The sequence below is a fragment of the Achromobacter sp. 1011811831 genome (assembly GCF_059760905.1).
In genome coordinates this window covers 25,127-42,385 of the sequence record NZ_JCBANG010000053.1, presented here as the reverse complement: position 1 = coordinate 42,385, position 17,259 = coordinate 25,127, and the positions used below count along the sequence as shown (strand labels likewise).

Sequence of the window (17,259 nt, the reverse complement as noted above, 5' to 3'; positions counted from 1 at the left end):
TTCACTAGCGCGGGCGGGGGAAGGTGTATACAAGAGGCCGCCCGCCCCCCGCGGGCGGGCGCGGGGCCCCCCCCGCGCGCCCGCCGCGCGCGAGGCGCTGGATCCCGACGCGCTGGCGCACTCGCTGCGCTTCCTGCGCGAGCAGGAGCTCGCGCGCCAGGGCGTGCGCCTGGCGTGGCGCAACGACGCCCCCGGCGAACGCCCGCTGGGCGACCGCGTTGCGCTGGAACAGATCCTGCACAACCTGGTGCAGAACGCCGTCGACGCGCTGGCCGGCATGCGCGCCGGCGCCGCCGGCCTGGGGCTGATCGAACTGAGCGGCGCGGTGGATGGCGACCACTACCTGCTCAGCGTGCGCGACAACGGCCCCGGCATCGCGCCCGAGGCGCTGCCGCGCCTGTACCAGCCGTTCTACACCACCCGCGCGCAAGGCATGGGCCTGGGCCTGGCGCTGTGCGAGACCCTGGCCGGCGCCATGGACGCGCGCATCGAGGCGCGCAACCTTCACCCCGCCGGCGCCTGTTTCACGGTGCGCCTGCCGCGCGCCGGAGTCCGCCAATGACCCCCTCCCCGCCCGCCCACGCGCACGCCCAATCCCCGCTGGTCTACCTGGTCGACGACGACGACGCCGTGCGCGACGCGCTGGCCCTGCTGCTGCGTAGCGTCGGCCTGCGCAGCGTCGGCCACGGCGATCCCGTTGCTTTCCTGGATGCATTGCCGCCCCAGGCCATCGGCTGCGTGGTGCTGGACATCCGCATGCCGGGCATCGGCGGCCTGGACGTGCTGTCACGGCTGGCGGAGCAATCGGATCTGCCCGTGATCATGCTGACGGGCCACGCCAACGTCGACCTGTGCCGCCGCGCCTTCAAGGGCGGCGCCATCGAGTTCCTGCAAAAGCCGGTGGACGACGATGTCTTCCTGGACGCGGTGCAGGCCGCCGTGCGCACGCACGTATCCAGCCGCGAACGACTGTCGCTGACGCAAGCCGCCAGCGACCGCCTGGCGCGCCTGTCCGGACGCGAGCGCGACGTGGCCGCGCGCATCGTCCAGGGCCTGAGCAACAAGGAAATCGCGCGCGAGTTCGAGCTGTCGCCGCGCACGGTGGAAACCTATCGCGCCAACGTCTACGCCAAGCTCGAAGCCGACTCGCTGGCGCAGCTGATCCGCCAGTACGCATCGCTGCTGGATCAGGGCCTGTAGCCACGAGAACCGCGAAAACCGCGAAAAGAAAATGTTCATCGGCCCGCCCGCGCCAATGCTGCGCGGCGCGCGTAGCGCGCGCCCACCCAAAGCTTTGTCTTACGCAGCTCTGAACACGATGCCGCTTGACCCAAAAATATTCCTGATGCTAGCTTTTGCGCGGGCGATGAATGGCGGTGACCGGTGCAGTACATCCGCTGTCGTTTCATCTCCCACCCTACGACTCGACTACTACACTTAACGGAGAAGGCTATGATCAAATCGATAAAGAAGCAGCTCTCGCGTTTCAGCCGTTCGTCGAAGCTCAAGGCCGCCGCCTGGCGGCCTTACCTTATCTAGCGTGAAGAAAGAACGCCGGGGTTCAAGCCCCGGCGTTCTTTTTTGGCCGCACGTCCACGCCCGGCAGCGGGATAGCGCCTTTCCGCCAGCCCTCTCTTCCTGACCGCCAACCGCTCTCCGAGCGGCGTTGGCCGTGGTTCGTCGCGCCTCGTTCCTGTCATGCCGCGCCCATCCGGACCGCCATGACAGCACTGTATTCCCGCTCGCTCGCGAGCCGGGACGGTCTACACGCGGATGTACGAAATGGACAATAGAACGATCCACTATCACAAGGAAATACGCCGGCTGTTCGACGACCCCAGCCAGCGCGGCGTATTCCGCATCGACGAGCAGACCGTGGGCGTGACGGACGGCCCTCTGTCGAAAGCCATCCTGGCCGCGCGGCCCATGTACGATTTCGAGCGCATCGTCTTCAAGCCCATCCTGGGCCAGCCGATCGCCAAGGCGACCTTCTCGGCCGTGATGCGCGCGGTCGGGCAGGACGCGCGGCGCGTCGCCGAAAGCCCGCCCGAGCCGGGCCCCAGGCTGGCCGGGCGCTGGCCCGACGCCGGCTACATCTATCTGCAAAAGCGCCTGTACGCGTCGGACCCCTGGCCCATCTTCGCCCTCACCCATCGCGTCGCCAACCGGACCGGCTTGCTCAAGCCGCTGATGGACGGCCTGTCGTCGCGGTTGATGACGCGGCTGCTGCATCGCTACGCGCCCATCCATTCCTCGGCGCTGGCGCAGCTGGTCAGCGAGGCGCCCGACGCCCATGAACGGCGCCGGGCCGTGACGCTGTACCGGCGCACCGCCCGCTCCATGTGCATCACGGTGGCCTGCCTGGTGACGAACGCGCTATGGCTGGCATCCGCCCGCGACGCGCGCGAACGGGCGCGCGACTGCATCACCGAAACGCTGCGGTTGATGCCGCCCGCCTGGATGTACCACCGCAACGCCTGCCAGGAATTCACCGCTGTCGACGCGCGCATCCGCGAGACCGACGACGTGCTGGTCATTCCGCTGATCACGCAGCGCGATCCCCGCCACTGGCCCGACGCCGACGCCTATGAACCGGACCGCTGGCTGGGCGTGAGCAATCCCGAAGCCTCCGACCACTACCTGCCGTTCGGCCATTCGCACGACCGCTGCTGGGCGCGCGAGCTGGTCCTGATGCTGGCCGAGCACACCATCAGGCAGATCGCCATGCAGGACCACTGGACTGACAGCCGGCAGACGTCGGTCCAAGTCCCCTTGAAATCGCTGCTGTGCCCGGCGCGCGTGAACGTCGTCGCCGTCTGAACCAGGAGAATCCACTGTGCAATCGATCTACACCGACGCCTCCGTGTACAAGCTGCTCACGCCGCAGGATGACGCCGAACACGCCTTCATGTGCCGGCTCGCCGGCGACGCAACCAGCATCCTGGAGCTGGCCAGCGGCTGCGGCAACCTGGCGGCTCGCCTGGCGCAACGAGCCGACGTCACGGGCGTCGACGCCTCGCCGGAGATGGTGGCGCTGGCCACGCAGGCGCACGGCGACAGGCCGGGCCTGTGCTTTGTCCAGGGCGATATGCGCACGCTGCGGCTGGAGCGCCCGTTCGACCTGGTCATGGCCGTCGACAACGCGCTGCAGCACGCCTGCACGGACGAGGCGCTGTACGCGGCGCTGGATTCCATCAAGGCGCACATGGGCCCCCGCTCGCGCGCGCTGTTCCAGACCGGACTGCGAGAGCCCGAGACAATAGATGCGTTGAATCACGCGCGGCAAAAAGTCGGCAGCGCGACCGATGCTTCCGGCGTGACCTTCGAGATCTACGGCGCCTCGACGTTCGACCCCGCCACCAGGGTCAACCATCGCGTGTTCGAGATCCACAAGGACGGCGCCAAGGTGGCCGAGCGCATGCTGTCCATGCGTATCCTCGATTCCGCCGCGCTCCAGCAGGCGCTGGCGCGCGCCGGCTTCAGCATCGCGCGCGCGTTCGACGAGTCGGGCCAGGAAGTCGAGCCGCAAGCCCGGCCCGGCCCCACGCACGCCGTCCGCACCTACGAATGCCGCGCCGGATAGGAACGCCCCGCGCTCCTCGACGCGCTGGCGACGGCAGGCCATCCGCCTGCCGCGCCAGGCCTGCCTCCGTAGCGCTACGGAGGCCCGGGCGTAGTCGGGCGTATACCGGCGCGCGGCGCTTTTGGCCACACTGTCCGCACCTGATCACACAACGTAGAAAGGACGCAGACATGACCCGATTCCCGCTCGCCGCGCTGGCCCTCGCCTCCACCCTGGCCGCCGGCATGGCCCAGGCCGCCGTGCTCACCGAAAGCAATATCTCCACCGCCGACGCGCAGAAGCTGGCCACGGCCAGCGTCGCCGCCTGCCAGGCCAAGGGCTACAACGTCAGCGCGGCGGTCGTCGACCGCGCCGGCGTGCTCAAGGCCTTCGTGCGCGCCGACAACGCCGGCCCGCACACCGTCGAGGCCAGCCGCGCCAAGGCGTTCACCTCGGTCTCGGCCAAGTCGCCCACGCTGGCCATGATGGAAAACGCGCAGAAGAACCCCGGCGCCGCCAACCTGACGGACATCCCCGGCTTCCTGCTGCTGGGCGGCGGCGTGCCGGTCAAGGCCGGCTCCGCCGTGATCGGCGCCATCGGCGTGGCAGGCGCGCCCGGCGGCCATCTGGACGCGGACTGCGCCGACGCGGCGCTGGCCGAGAACGCGGCGCTGTTCAAGTAAGACCGCGCGCGGGGGTCAGCTTCAATCCCACCCAGATCCCCGCGTAGCAGCAGGCCGCGAAGACCCACCCCGACAAGGCCCCCGCCATCACGCCCGACAACAACGTGCCCACGGTGCAACCCAGCGCGGTCATGCCGCCCCAGCCCATCAGCACGCCGCCGGCGAAGTTGCGGCCGATCTGTGCCGCCGACGGCAGCCTGGGCTTGAACGCGCCCGCCGCCAGCGCGGCGGCCCAGGCGCCCGCCACCAGCGACAGCACGAACACGCCATTGTTCGACAGCAGCGCCTGCTTGACCGCCGTAGCGCAGCCGGCGAAGCCGTCCAGCCCTTCCAGCCGCGCCGGCAGCCAGCCGGCATCGAAGGCCGCCGTGCGCGCCAGGCTGCCCAGTTCGGCGGTCACGCCCAGCGGCGCGACGCGCAGATAGGCGATCACGGCGATGAAGGCCACGGCCAGTCCCCCGGCGGCGGCGGGCCAGCGCAGCCGCAGCGCGGCCTGCCAGACATGGCCCGTGGCGTCGCCAGGATCGCGCGCGGCGACGCCCGGCCGCGACAGGCGCGCGATCCCCCACGCCAGCCCCGCCAGCGCCGCGCATTGCAGCAGCGCCGAGCCGCCATAGCCCAGATGACGCGGCAGCCAGACCACCGGCGCCGCCTGGATCAGCGACAGGTACAGCGTGTTCCACGAGGCAAAGCCCAGCGCGAAGCCGACCGCCGCCCCCAGCAGCGCGAAGGGCGAGCCCAGCGCGCCCTCGCCGATGCGGTAGAAATGCGCGCTGATGCAGGATCCCGAGATCCGCATGCCCAGTCCGAACACAAACGCCCCGACCGCCAGCGCCACGCTCACCGGCCCGATATGCGCACCCGGCGGCAGCCGATCGGCGCCCGGCGCCGGCAGGAAGGCGCCGAACACCGCGTGATAGCCCAGCGTGCCGGCGGCCAGCGCGATCAGCACCGCGTACAGCCCCGAGGCCTCGCGCCGCTGGATGAAATCGCGCGCGATGCAATAGAAGCAGAAACGCGAGCGCTGCAACACCACGCCGAAGGCCGCGCCCAGCAGCGCCGACAGCGACAGCGCCCGCCCGACCTCGGGCAGGCCCGACAGCCAGGATGCCCACAACAAGACGGCCGCCAGCACGCCGGCGGCCGCCGCCAGGCCTGCGCGCATCAGGTCTTGCCCCAGACCGTGCCAGCCGGGTTGCTGATGGGCGAGCCCACGCTGTTGCCGTACTCGGTCCACGAGCCGTCATAGTTGCGCGTCTCGTAGCCCAGCAGCTTGCTCAGCGCGAACCAGGAATGGCTGGAGCGCTCGCCGATGCGGCAGTAGGTGATGACCGGCTTGCTGCCGTCCACGCCGGCGGCCTGGTAGATGGCCTTCAGTTCCTCGGCGGACTTGAAGGTGCCGTCCTCGGCCACCAGCTTGCTCCAGGTCACGTTGACCGCGCCCGGCACATGGCCGGCGCGCACCGCCAGCTCGGGCACGCCGTTGGGCGCGAAGATCTTGCCGTTGTATTCGTCGGCCGAGCGGATATCGACCAGCACGCCGGGCTTTTCCTTGCGCGCCACGGCCAGCACGTCCTGCAGCCGCGCGCGCAGCGCCGGGTTGGCGTCCTTGACGCGGGCGTTGCCGGGCGCGTGCACGGTGGCGCTGTTGGCCAGCGGCCGGCCCTCGGCCTCCCATTTCTTGCGACCGCCGTCCAGCAGCTTCACGTTCTGGATGCCGTAGATGTCGAACACCCAGGCGCCCCAGGCCGCGAACCAGTTGTTGTTGTCGCCGTACAGGATGGTGGTGGTGTCGGTGTCGATGCCGGCGCGCGCCAGCAGCCCCTGGAACTGCGCGGGCGGCGCGATGTCGCGGCTGACGGTGTCGACCAGGTCGGTATGCCAGCTGACGTTGGCCGCGCCCGGGATATGGCCGCGCTCGTACAGGCCGGGGTTCACGCTGACCTCGACCACGCGCACCTTGGGGTTCTTCAGGTTCTGTTCCAGCCAGTCGGTGCTGACCAGGAACTTGGCGTGTTGCGCCGTCGCGGGCGCGGCGGCCGCCAGGGTCAGCGCCGCGAACGCGCCGGCCAGCAGATTGCGTAGGGACATCGGGTTCTCCTTGTCATGTCGGGAAGGCTTCCCTCTCGAACCGCGACGATATCGGCGGCGCGGGCGCGCGCGAACGACAGAGTTTTCATATCCTGATTACCTGTTCAGCAGGTTGTCAGCAACGACAGCGGGCGAGCGGGCCTGCCACAGCAGCAGCGCCAGCCCCAGCAGCGCGAGCAGTCCGCCAGCCAACCCCACCTGCGCCACGCCCACCGCGCCCAGCGCGAGGCCGCCCGCCCAGGCGCCCAGCGCAATGCCGGAATTGAAGCCCGCGATGTTCAGCCCGGCGGCCACACCCTGCGCCTGCGGCGCGCGCAGCCTGGCGATGCCCATCAGCCGGGCCTGCAGCGCGGGTACCGCCGCATAGGTGAACAAGCCCAGCGCGGCGACCGCCACGCCCATCGCCACCGGCGAGCGCGCGCCCGCCCACATGCCCAGGGCCGCCGCGCCGATGCCCGTCACGATCGCCACGCTGGCGCGCTGCACGCCGAGGCTGTCGGTCAACCTGCCGCCCAGCGCGTTGCCGATCGCGGCGAACAGCCCGTAGGCCAGCATGTACATCCCCACGGCGCGGACATCGACGCCCGTCGTGTCCAGCAGGAGCGGCGCGATGTACGTATAAGCCGAGAACGATCCCGCATAGGCCAGCACCGTCACAGCCGAGGCGGCCAGCAAGGCCGGATGCAGCAGCGTCTTCAATGCCTGCCCCGCCGACGCCGCGCCGCGCGCCGCCCCCCCGATGGGCAGCGCCTTCATGCCCCACAACAGCCCAGCGCATCCCACGCCGCCGCAAGCGGCAATCGCCGCCAGCACGAGCCGCCAGGAGATCGTCTCGCCGATATAGGCGCCGACCGGCACGCCGATCGCCATCGCGGCCGTGAAGCCCGCGAACACGACGGCCACGGCACGGCCGGCCCTGGCCTCTCCCGCCAGTTGCGCGGCGGCGGCGGACGCGACGGCGAGAAACAGGCCATGTCCCATGCCGGCGACGAAACGCGCCGCCTGCATGGACGCCAGGTCGGGGGCCAGCGCGGCCGCCAGGCTGCCCGCCGCAAAGGCCAGCATCGCGGCCAGCACCACCCGCCCGCGCGGCCAGGCGGCCGTCACGGCGCTCAACACCGGCGCCGCGAAGGTCGCGCCCAGCGCATACAACGTCACGGCGCTGCCCGCCTGCCCGACGCCGGCATCCAGCCCCTGGGCAATGGCATGCGCCAACCCGATCGGCACGAACTCGGCCAGGCCCAGCGCGAATGCGCTGAGCGCGAAAAGATAAACCACGAACGGCATGACGGACTCTCTATGTGTGAAGCGTGAATCAAGGCAAGCACACACTCTAGGCAAGCGCCATCGATAGATAAAATGATGATTTCATGCCCTCAGGCTAATTTTTCTTATGGCTGGGGCCACCACGCGCCGCCCGGCGGCAGGACGCCATGAGCCACCTGGATCATCTGCATACCTTCATCGAGGCCTATCGGCTTTCGTCCTTCTCGCGGGCCGCCGAACGCCTGGGCATGACCCAGCCGGCAGCGTCCCTGCACATCCAGGCGCTGGAAGCCTTCGTCGGCAAGCCGCTGTTCCTGCGGCGCGCGCGCGGCGTCACACCCACCGACGCCGCCCATGAACTGGCGCGCGCCGTCGGCCCCATGCTCGACGGCTTGCAGGCCCGCCTGGCCAGCTACAAGCTGGGCGGCGACCTGTCCGGCACGCTGCACATCGCCGGCCCCGCCGACTTCATCGCCGCGCGGCTGGCCGACGGACTGGCGCCGCTCATGGCGCAGGGCCTGCGGATCCGCGTGCACACCGGCAACCGCGAACGCATCTACGGCCTGCTCGGCGACGCCAGCGCCGACCTGGCCGTCACCGCGTCCCTGCCTGACGAGCGCGCGCATGGCTACGCCAGACTGCTCACCGAGCGGTTCCAGCTCGTGCTCGCGCCCGCGCTGGCGGCCAGCCTGGACAAGCGCGACCTGGCCGCCGGACTGGCATCGCTGCCCCTCATCGCCTACGACGAGGACCTGCCCCTGGTGCGGCCTGTCTGGAACGCGATGTTCCGCCTGCCCCCCGCCTTGCAGGCGGCCATGACCATCCCGGACCTGCGCATCATCCAGGACCTGGTGATCACGGGCCACGGCTGGTCCGTCCTACCCGACTATCTGTGCGCGCCAGCCCTCAAGGCCGGCCGCCTGGCCGCCCTGGCCCCGCGCCGCGCGGCCGCGCAGCGCAATGATCTGTACCTGGCCTGGAACAAGGGCGCGATGCGCAATCCGCGCACTGTCCACGCGCGCGACGCCATCCTGCGCCAGTTCGATTCCGCCTGAAGACCGGCCGCCGGCTTCGGGCGGCCCCTTGCCATTGCACGACGCTGGACGCGGCTGGAATATTAGTTGTATGATACAACCAATCCTGCACCGCCCCACCATGGAGCTGCCATGAGCACCGACCCATCCCTCGTCGAAGACATCCGCGCCGCGTCCCGCAGCATGGTCCGCGAACTCGGCTTCATGCAGTCCACGCTGGCGGCCAGCGGCCATTCCGCCTCGGCGGTGCACACGCTGCTGGAGATCGACGCGCGCGGCGCCATGACGGCGGCGCAGCTCGCGCCTTTCCTGGGCCTGGACAAGTCCAGCATCAGCCGCATGCTGGCCAAGCTGATCGAGGCGGGCGAACTGGAGGAAGCCGTGGCCGGCGACGACGCCCGCGTCAAGCAGCTGTCGCTGACCCGGGATGGCAAGCGCAAGGTGGACCAGATCCATGCCTATGGCCGGATGCAGGTCAACACGGCGATGGCGCGGCTCAACCCCTCGCAGCGCCAGGCCGTGGCCCTGGGCCTGGGCGCCTATGCCCAGGCCTTGCAGGCCTGCCGCGAAAACGACGAGGCCTTCCGGCCCGGCGCGTCCAATCCGGTCACGATCCGCGCCGGCTACCAGCCCGGCATGATCGGCCGCGTCACCGAGATGCACGCCGCGTTCTACGCGCGCCACGCCGGCTTCGGCCAGTTCTTCGAAAGCCAGGTCGCGACCGGCGTGGCGGAGTTCGCCGGACGGCTCAACCAGACCGGCAACCATGTCTGGCTGGCGATGCTGAACGACCGCATCGTCGGCTCGGTCGCCATCGACGGGCAGGACCTGGGCAACAACCACGCGCACCTGCGCTGGTTCATCCTGGACGACGGCTGTCGCGGCAGCGGCGTGGGCCGCCAGCTGCTGGCCGAGGCCGTGGCCTACTGCGACCGCCTCGGCTTCGCCGCCACCCGGCTCTGGACCTTCAAGGGGCTGGACGCGGCCCGCAAGCTGTATGAATCCGTCGGCTTCCAGCTGGTGCGCGAGGAAGCCGGCGAGCAATGGGGTTCGACGGTCACGGAACAGCAGTTCATCCGCCCGGCGCCGCTGCCCGGCGCCTAGTGTGCTGTCGCGGCGCTTTCAGCCCGCTGTCATGCCGGGGCAATGTTCCGAAACGATGATGCTCGCAGGCGGCGCCGAGGGGGCGCCTGTCGCACGAATGACACATCACGGGAACACTGATGAGCACTCCGGATTTGGACGACATCCCGTCCAACACTTCCACCGCACCCCATTTCAACGACGTGGTGAGCCGCGTGCTGTCGCGCCGCGGCTTCCTGAAAGCGGGCCTGGGCGCCGGCGCGGTCGGCTTCATGGGCGCGGGCCTGACCGCCTGTGGCAGCGATGACGACGATGACTCCCCCGCCAAGCCCACCACGCCGGGCAAGCCCACGCCTGAGCAGCCCAAGCCGGTCGACCTGAATTTCAAGGCCGTGCCCATGAGCACGGCCGACACCGTCGTGGTGCCCGAGGGCTATCAGTACGCCGTGCTCAACCGCTGGGGCGATCCGCTGTTCGCCGGCGCGCCCGCCTTCAAGGCCGACGCCAGCAACGGCGGCGCCGACCAGGCCCGCCAGATCGGCTACAACCACGACGGCATGCACTTCTTCCCCATCGACGGCACCGACAGCGCCACGGGCAGCAGCGTCGAAGGCCTGATGGTCACCAACCACGAATACACCACGCCGGAGTACTTCTACCCCGTGGGCGTGGTCCCGGGCAACGCCCAGTGGAACCTGGACTGGGTGCGCAAGTCGCAGCACGCGCACGGCGTGTCGGTGCTGCACATCCGCCTGAACAACGGCAAGTGGGAACCGGTGCTGGATTCGCCGTTCAACCGCAGCGTCAACGCCAACGTCGCCATGCAGCTGGTCGGCCCCGCCGCCGGCAGCCGCCTGGTCAAGACCAACGCGGACCCGTCCGGCACGCGCTGCTTCGGCACCTTCGGCAACTGCGGCAACGGCTACACGCTGTGGAACACCTACCTCACCTGTGAAGAGAACTTCACCGACTACTTCGGCATCAGCACCGCCGCGCCCGCCTCGGTGAACTACCCCGACACCGAGTATCAGCGCCACATGGAGCGCTACAAGGGCACGGGCAAGACCTCCAGCAGCTCGTACCGCTGGGACTACTTCGACGATCGCTTCAACTGGTCGATCGAGCCCAACGAATACAACCGCTGCGGCTGGATCGTGGAGATCGACCCGTTCGATCCGAACTCCACGCCCAAGAAGCTGACCGCGCTGGGCCGCTTCAAGCATGAGAACGCTGCGATGACGCTGGCCGACGACAAGCGCGTCGTGGTGTACATGGGCGACGACCAGGCCAGCGAGTACATCTACAAGTTCGTCTCCGACGGCAAGTACGACCCGGCCCGCCCGGCGCTGAACCGCCTGCTGCTGGACAAGGGCACGCTGTACGTCGCGCGCTTCCTGGACGGCGCCGCGCAGGGCGACGCCATGGGCGTGGGCGAGTGGATCCCGCTCAAGCTCGACACCCCGGCGCTGGCCGGCGGCACGCTGGGCGCGCTGTTCAACCAGGACATGGGCGAACTGCTGGTCAAGACCCGCCAGGCGGCCGACGCCGTGGGCGCGACGCCGATGGACCGCCCCGAGTGGATCACCACCCACCCGGTGACGCGCGAGGCCTACGTCACGCTGACCAACAACAGCTCGCGCGGCAGCGGCAACGACCGTTACCCCGGCACCAAGCATCCCGGCAAGAACGACGCCAACCCGCGCGACAACAACGTCTACGGCCAGATCGTGCGCTGGCGCGAGAAGAGCGGCGACCCGGCGTCCCTGAGCTTCGAATGGGACATCTTCGTGCTGGCCGGCAACCCCACGCTGTACCCACGCAGCGACCTGCGCAGCGGCTCGGCCAACGTCACCGCCGAGAACACCTTCAACAGCCCCGACGGCCTGGCCTTCGACAAGCGCGGCCTGCTGTGGATCGAGACCGACGGCAACTACTCCAACACCGGCGCCTACGCCGGCCAGGGCAACAACCAGATGCTGGTCGCCAACACGAGCAGCAAGGAAATCCGCCGCTTCATGACCGGCCCGGTCGGCTGCGAAGTGACGGGCCTGACCTGGACGCCCGACCTGAAGTACCTGTTCATCAATATCCAGCACCCCGGCGAAGGCCCGAGCGTGACGGATGCGCAGAACAATCCCATCATGGCCTCGAAGTGGCCGGACGGCGCCAGCGCCACCCGCCCGCGCCCGGCCACGGTGGTGATCTGGAAGCAGGACGGCACGGCGGTGGGCAGCTGAGCCTGGATCGCGGTTGATCCAACGAGAACGCCGGAGCGCAAGCTCCGGCGTTTTTGTTCGCGCATTCCGCCTGGCGCCGATCGCGACGCCCCGGGCGCTGCGCTATCCCCGCAGGAACGCCAGCATCCTGCGCGCCAGCTCGCGCGGCTGTTCTTCCGGTATGTAATGGCCGCAGTCGCTCAGCACCCCGCCCTGCAGGTCGCGCGCCAGCGGTTTCAGCGCCTCGTACAGATTGGGCGCGCTGCCCCGGTCGCCGCCCAGCGCCAGCACCGGCACCGTCAATGGCGCGTCGCGCAGCTCGCGGTTCTGCAAGGCGTCCTGGTGCGCCGCCCGGTAGTAGCCCAGCATGCCGCGCAGGCCGCCCAGCGTCTGGTAGACGCGTTCGTACTCGTCGATGTCGGCGGCGCTGAACACGCCGGGCTTGTTGGCCGTCTTGCGGCTGAAGAACCACTCGATCAGGATGCGCTCGCGCCCCTGCAGCAGCGCCTCGGGCAGGTCCGGCACCGAGTTGAACAGGAAGTGCCAGCTCTTCCAGTTGTCCGGCCCCAGCTCGATGGCGGGCTTGAGCGTCACGCCGGGAATGTTGGCGTCCAGCAGCACCACCCTTTCCACCTCGTCGGCATGGCGCGCGGCATACGGATAGGCGATCCAGGCGCCGATATCGTGGCCGGCCAACGCATAGCGCGTGAGCCCCAGCGTGTGGAACAGGGCGCGCAGCCGCTCGCCGGCGGTGCGCGTGTCATAGCCGTCCAGCGGCTTGTCGGAATCGCCCTGGCCCGGCAGGTCCACCGCGTATACGCGCAAGTGCGGCGCCAGCAGCGGCATCACCCGGCGCCACGCATACCAGCTCTGCGGAAAACCGGCCAGCAGGATCAGCGCCGGACCCTCGCCGCCCTCCACCACGTGATAGCCCAGCCCGTCGACCTCGACCCGCGCGTGACGGAATGGCGCGCCGTCCAGCTCGAACGCAGCCGCGTCCGCGTATCCCTTGCTCATCGCGCCCCCTTCAGTTGACCGCGCCGCCGACGACGCGGATGTCGGTGCGCACCTCCAGCGCGGTGGCGATCAGCAGCCGCACGCCAGCCACCAGCGTGTCCAGCGCCATGCTGGGCTGGCCGGGATGGGCCGCCGCCATTTCCGGCAGGTACGGCACGTGCACGAAGCCGCCGCGCAGCTCGGGCCGCCGGGTGGCGATGTAGTGCGACAGGCCGTAGAAGATGGCGTTGCAGTTGTAGGTGCCCGCCGTCAGCGAGGCCGAGGCCGGCACGCCGGCCTGGCGCAGCGCGTGCACGATGGCCTTGACCGGCAGCGTCGAGAAGTACGCGCCCGGACCGCCTGCGATCACCGGCTCGTCGATGGGCTGGCGGCCGGCATTGTCGGGAATGCGCGCGTCCACCAGGTTGATGGCCACCCGCTCGACCGATACGTCGGGCCGGCCGCTGGCCTGCCCCAGGCACACCACCAGGTCCGGCCGCGTCTCTTCCAGCGCGCTGTGCAGCCTGTCCAGCACCTCGCTCAACACGCAGGGCAGCTGGCGCGCCGCCACCGTGGCGCCGCCGATGACGGCGCCGTCGAGCCGGCGAGCCGCCTCCCAGGAAGGGTTGATGGTTTCCCCGTCGAAGGGTTCGATACCGGTGAGCAGCACGGTGGGCATGGCGTGGTCCTGAAAGCGGAATGAGTAGGTAGACAGTGCCGCGCCGGTCCAGCCAGCGGTCCGGCGCGCAGCCATGTCATCCTATGCCCGTCCTACCGAATTGTTGAAATCGATATTCAGTATTCGTAATATTGATGGCATGAATCTCGCCGCCATAGACCTGAACCTGCTGGTCGCCTTCGAGGCCCTGTACGACACCCGCAACGTCACGCTGGCCGGCCAGCGCATCCATCGCGCCCAGCCTTCCGTGAGCAGCGCGCTGGGGCGGCTGCGGCGGCTGTTCCAGGACGAGCTGTTCCTGCGCACGGCCGAGGGCATGCAGCCCACGCCCAAGGCCGACGCGCTGATGCCCGCCGTCAGCGCGGCGCTGGACCAGATCCGGCAGGCGCTGGCGCAGGGCGCGCCCTTTGATCCGGCCAGGGCGCAAGGCCGCCGCTATACCATCGCGGCCAGCGACTATGCCGATGTCGTGATCGTGCCGCGCATCGTGGCCAGGCTGCGGCGCGAAGCCCCGTCCATCGACCTGCGCGTCGCGCGGCTGGACCGCGCCGCCATCCACGAACAGCTGGACAAGGGCAGCGTGGATCTTGCCATCGGCGGCCATCTGTCGCCGCCCAAGCGCATGCGCGTGACCCCGCTCTATGAAGAACGCTTTATCTGCATCGCAGACCGGAACCATCCCGAGCTGCGCGGTCGCAAGCTCGATCTGACGCGCTATGCCGCGCTGCCCCACGCCCTGTTCACGCCCAGCGACGACGGTTCCGCGCGGGGCGTGGTGGATGCGGCGCTGGCGCGGCTGGGACAACGCCGGCGAGTGGCCTGCACCTTCGCCCATATCGTCGCCCTGCCGCATGCGGTGCAAGGCACGGACCTGATTGCCACGCTGGCGCGGCGCGTGGCGCTGCAATGGTCGGGCAAGGGCCTGAGCCTGCGCGACCTGCCCGCCGAGATCGACCCCGGCCCGTTCAGCATCGACATGATCAGCAGCCGCCGCGCGCCCTCGGACGCCGCCCTGGCCTGGCTGCAAGCGCTGGTCCTCCAGGCTGCCCGCGACATCGACGGCTGACGCGGCCCGCGGCTCCGACACATCTCGATGCCATTATGACGACCCCTGCCATCGCGATTCACCGCGCTGTCACCTCGCGTTCCTAGACTGCTTGAGCCTTGCCGGCCAGCCACGGCAAGCGCGTCTCCCTAGACCCTCAGCAGGACCGCCCCATGCCCTTGACCCGCCCGGCCAGAACCCTTGCCGCCGCATTGTTCCTGGCCGCGACGCTTGCCGCCTGCGGCGGCGACGATGCGCCCGATGACAAGCCCCCCGTCGAACCGCCGCAACCTCCCGCTCCCCAATTGCGTTGCGCCCCTTGAGCGCGCCTTTCCGCCCACGACACGCCAAGCGAACAATGAACTCACGCCGTCACTTTCTGCAGACCGCCACGGGCGCCGGCTTCGCCGCCGCCGCGCTGGCCGCGTTCCCGCCCAGCATCCGCCGGGCGCTGGCCATCCCCGCCAACAATGCCACCGGCACCATCAAGGATGTCGAGCACGTCGTCATCCTGATGCAGGAGAATCGTTCCTTCGACCATTACTTCGGCACGCTGCAAGGCGTGCGCGGCTTCGGCGACCGCTTCACCATTCCGCTGCCCAACGGCCGCAAGGTCTGGCAACAGGCCCGCGCCGACGGCACCCTGCTGACGCCTTACCACCTGGACGGCCGCGGCAACAACGCGCAGCGCGCCCATGGCACGCCCCATCAGTGGGACGACAGCCAGCGCGCCTGGGACCACGGGCGCATGAGCCAATGGGCGCGGCACAAGACCGATACCTCGATGGGCTATTTCAAGGAAGCCGAGATCCCCTACCAGTTCGCGCTCGCCCAGGCCTTCACGCTGTGCGATGCGTATCACTGCGCCATGCATACCGGCACCGACGCCAACCGTTCCTTCCACCTGACCGGCACCAACGGCCCGACCGCGGCCGGCGTCGCCTTCGTCAACAACGAATGGGACTGGATCGACGGCCGGCCTGCCTCCGCCGGCATCGGCTATACCTGGACCACCTACGCAGAGCGGCTGGAAGCGGCGCGCGTCAACTGGATCTCATACCAGAACATGCCCGATGAATGGGGCGACAACATGCTGGGCGCATTCCAGCAATTCCGACGCGCCAACATCGCCTCCGGCTTCCCCGTATCCAGCGGCGGCGAGCCCGGCGTGCCGTATGCGAATACCGGCCAGGCCCTGCCCTACCGCGCCTATGACGCCGCGATCCACAACCCCGGCAATCCGCTGTACAAGGGCATCGCCAACACGCTGCCCGGCACGGCCCCGGAGAACTACCTGGACGCATTCAAGCGCGATATTCGCGAAGGCAAGCTGCCCCAGGTCAGCTGGATCAACGCACCGTCCATCTATTGCGAGCATCCCGACCCGTCCAGCCCCGTGCAGGGCGCCTGGTTCATCCAGGAGGTGCTGGACGCGCTGACCGCCGTGCCCGAGGTGTGGAGCAAGACCGTCCTGCTGGTGAATTTCGACGAGAACGACGGCTACTTCGATCATGTGCCGTCGCCATCCGCGCCCTCGCCCGATGGCGGCGGCTACGCCGGAAAATCCACGCTGAGCGATGCCGACATGCGGCATGAGTACTTCACGCAGGGCGCGCCGGCCGGCAGCGTCAAGCAGCCCTCTCCGGACGGTCGCGTCTTCGGGCCCGGGCCGCGCGTGCCCATGTACGTCATCTCGCCATGGAGCCGAGGCGGCTGGGTCAATTCCCAGGTTTTCGATCACACCTCGGTGCTGCGCTTCCTGGAAGCCCGCTTCGGCGTGGCGGAACCCAACATCAGCCCGATGCGACGCGCCGTCTGCGGCGACCTGACCAGCGCCTTCAATTTCAAGACGCCCAACAACGAAACGCTACCCACGCTGGGCGGACGCATCACGCGCGACGGAGCCGACCAATTGCGCAAGGCCCAGGAGGCCCTGCCGGCCGTGCCCATGCCGGTGGACCTCGCAATGCCCCTGCAAACCAGCGGCACGCGCCCCTCCCGCGCCCTGCCCTACGAGCTGCACGCCAGCGCGCGCTGCACCGCCGGCGGCACCGTCGAACTGATCTTCGCCAACACCGGCGCGCAAGGCGCGGTGTTCCATGTCTACGATCGCCACCAGCTGGATCGCCTGCCCCGGCGCTACGTCGTGGAAGCCGGCAAGACCCTGGGCGATACCTGGAACGCCATGCTGGACAACCAGGGCAAGTACGACCTGTGGGTGTTGGGGCCCAACGGGTACCACCGTCACTTCACGGGCGACACCCAGCGCATCGCCGCCAGCGGCTCGCTGCCGGAGATACGCGTGTGCTACGACCTCGCCAATGGGGAGGTGTATGCCGAACTGATGAATGCAGGCGACGCCGCCTGCGTCTTCACCGTGACGCCCAAGGCCTATCAGCAGGACGGCCCCTGGCAGGTCCCGGTAGCGGGCAAGGCCACGGAAACGCGGCATTGGCCGCTGAAGAACCATGGCTTCTGGTATGACTTCAGCGTGACATGCACCAGCGATCCGGCCTTCCAGCGGCGTTTCGCGGGCCGCCTGGAAACAGGCGCCCACACGGTGAGTGATCCGGCAATGGGGCTGGCCCGGTAAGGCGCGCCCGG

General features: G+C 69.4%; 15 protein-coding genes. 10 read left to right on the top strand and 5 right to left on the bottom strand.

Annotated features, from left to right (window positions below; translation table 11 throughout):
- The 5 genes from AC6LJ9_RS19305 to AC6LJ9_RS19285 form a co-directional block, all read left to right on the top strand.
- A partial coding sequence (locus tag AC6LJ9_RS19305; RefSeq protein ID WP_498148819.1) for a sensor histidine kinase occupies positions 1-562 on the top strand: 562 nt, incomplete at its 5' end.
- On the top strand, positions 559-1,200 hold the full coding sequence (locus tag AC6LJ9_RS19300) for a response regulator transcription factor (protein WP_498148818.1): 642 nt from the start codon (positions 559-561) through the stop codon (positions 1,198-1,200). The genes AC6LJ9_RS19305 and AC6LJ9_RS19300, both read left to right, overlap by 4 nt.
- Before the next feature lie 582 nt (positions 1,201-1,782).
- Positions 1,783-2,820: a cytochrome P450 gene (locus AC6LJ9_RS19295; protein WP_498148817.1), complete on the top strand. Its 1,038-nt coding sequence runs from the start codon at positions 1,783-1,785 to the stop codon at positions 2,818-2,820.
- Between the two features lie 16 nt (positions 2,821-2,836).
- A complete protein-coding gene (locus tag AC6LJ9_RS19290; protein ID WP_498148816.1) occupies positions 2,837-3,583 on the top strand; it encodes a class I SAM-dependent methyltransferase in 747 nt (248 codons plus the stop codon).
- 170 nt (positions 3,584-3,753) lie between these two features.
- Positions 3,754-4,245 carry a GlcG/HbpS family heme-binding protein gene (locus AC6LJ9_RS19285; RefSeq protein ID WP_498148815.1) on the top strand — a complete coding sequence of 164 codons (492 nt, stop codon included), beginning with the start codon at positions 3,754-3,756 and terminating at the stop codon, positions 4,243-4,245.
- Here AC6LJ9_RS19285 and AC6LJ9_RS19280 read toward each other — a convergent pair.
- From AC6LJ9_RS19280 to AC6LJ9_RS19270, 3 genes are all read right to left on the bottom strand, one after another.
- A complete protein-coding gene (locus AC6LJ9_RS19280; protein ID WP_498148814.1) occupies positions 4,238-5,410 on the bottom strand; it encodes a YeeE/YedE family protein in 1,173 nt (390 codons plus the stop codon). The two genes, AC6LJ9_RS19285 and AC6LJ9_RS19280, sit on opposite strands and share 8 nt — an antisense overlap.
- A complete protein-coding gene (locus AC6LJ9_RS19275) occupies positions 5,410-6,336 on the bottom strand; it encodes a sulfurtransferase (protein ID WP_498148813.1) in 927 nt (308 codons plus the stop codon). The genes AC6LJ9_RS19280 and AC6LJ9_RS19275 overlap by 1 nt, the downstream gene beginning before the upstream one ends.
- A 96-nt stretch (positions 6,337-6,432) precedes the next feature.
- Positions 6,433-7,623, bottom strand: a complete 1,191-nt coding sequence (locus AC6LJ9_RS19270; RefSeq protein ID WP_498148812.1) for an MFS transporter — start codon at positions 7,621-7,623, stop codon at positions 6,433-6,435.
- Between the two features lie 146 nt (positions 7,624-7,769).
- Here AC6LJ9_RS19270 and AC6LJ9_RS19265 point away from each other — a divergent pair, with 146 nt between their 5' ends.
- The 3 genes from AC6LJ9_RS19265 (at position 7,770) to AC6LJ9_RS19255 (ending at position 11,956) form a co-directional block, all read left to right on the top strand.
- Positions 7,770-8,657, top strand: a complete 888-nt coding sequence (locus tag AC6LJ9_RS19265) for a LysR family transcriptional regulator (protein ID WP_498148811.1) — start codon at positions 7,770-7,772, stop codon at positions 8,655-8,657.
- Positions 8,658-8,768: 111 nt separating this feature from the next.
- Positions 8,769-9,740 carry a bifunctional helix-turn-helix transcriptional regulator/GNAT family N-acetyltransferase gene (locus AC6LJ9_RS19260; protein WP_498148810.1) on the top strand — a complete coding sequence of 324 codons (972 nt, stop codon included), beginning with the start codon at positions 8,769-8,771 and terminating at the stop codon, positions 9,738-9,740.
- Positions 9,741-9,859: 119 nt separating this feature from the next.
- Entirely contained in the window at positions 9,860-11,956 is a 2,097-nt protein-coding gene (locus AC6LJ9_RS19255) for a PhoX family protein (protein ID WP_498148809.1), read from the top strand.
- A 102-nt stretch (positions 11,957-12,058) separates the two neighbouring features.
- On the opposite strand, the gene AC6LJ9_RS19250 is transcribed toward AC6LJ9_RS19255, so the two are convergent.
- Together AC6LJ9_RS19250 and pcp are read right to left on the bottom strand one after the other, a co-directional pair.
- Complete coding sequence (locus tag AC6LJ9_RS19250; protein WP_498148808.1) at positions 12,059-12,952, bottom strand: alpha/beta fold hydrolase; 894 nt, start codon at positions 12,950-12,952, stop codon at positions 12,059-12,061.
- Positions 12,953-12,962: 10 nt separating this feature from the next.
- Positions 12,963-13,610: a pyroglutamyl-peptidase I gene (gene pcp / locus AC6LJ9_RS19245; protein WP_498148807.1), complete on the bottom strand. Its 648-nt coding sequence runs from the start codon at positions 13,608-13,610 to the stop codon at positions 12,963-12,965.
- A gap of 139 nt (positions 13,611-13,749) precedes the next feature.
- On the opposite strand from pcp, the gene AC6LJ9_RS19240 reads away from it, so the two are divergent.
- Complete coding sequence (locus AC6LJ9_RS19240) at positions 13,750-14,676, top strand: LysR family transcriptional regulator (RefSeq protein ID WP_498148806.1); 927 nt, start codon at positions 13,750-13,752, stop codon at positions 14,674-14,676.
- Between the two features lie 337 nt (positions 14,677-15,013).
- Positions 15,014-17,248 (top strand): phosphocholine-specific phospholipase C, encoded by a 2,235-nt coding sequence (locus AC6LJ9_RS19235; RefSeq protein ID WP_498148805.1) that lies wholly within the window; start codon positions 15,014-15,016, stop codon positions 17,246-17,248.
- The last annotated feature ends 11 nt before the right edge of the window (positions 17,249-17,259 follow it).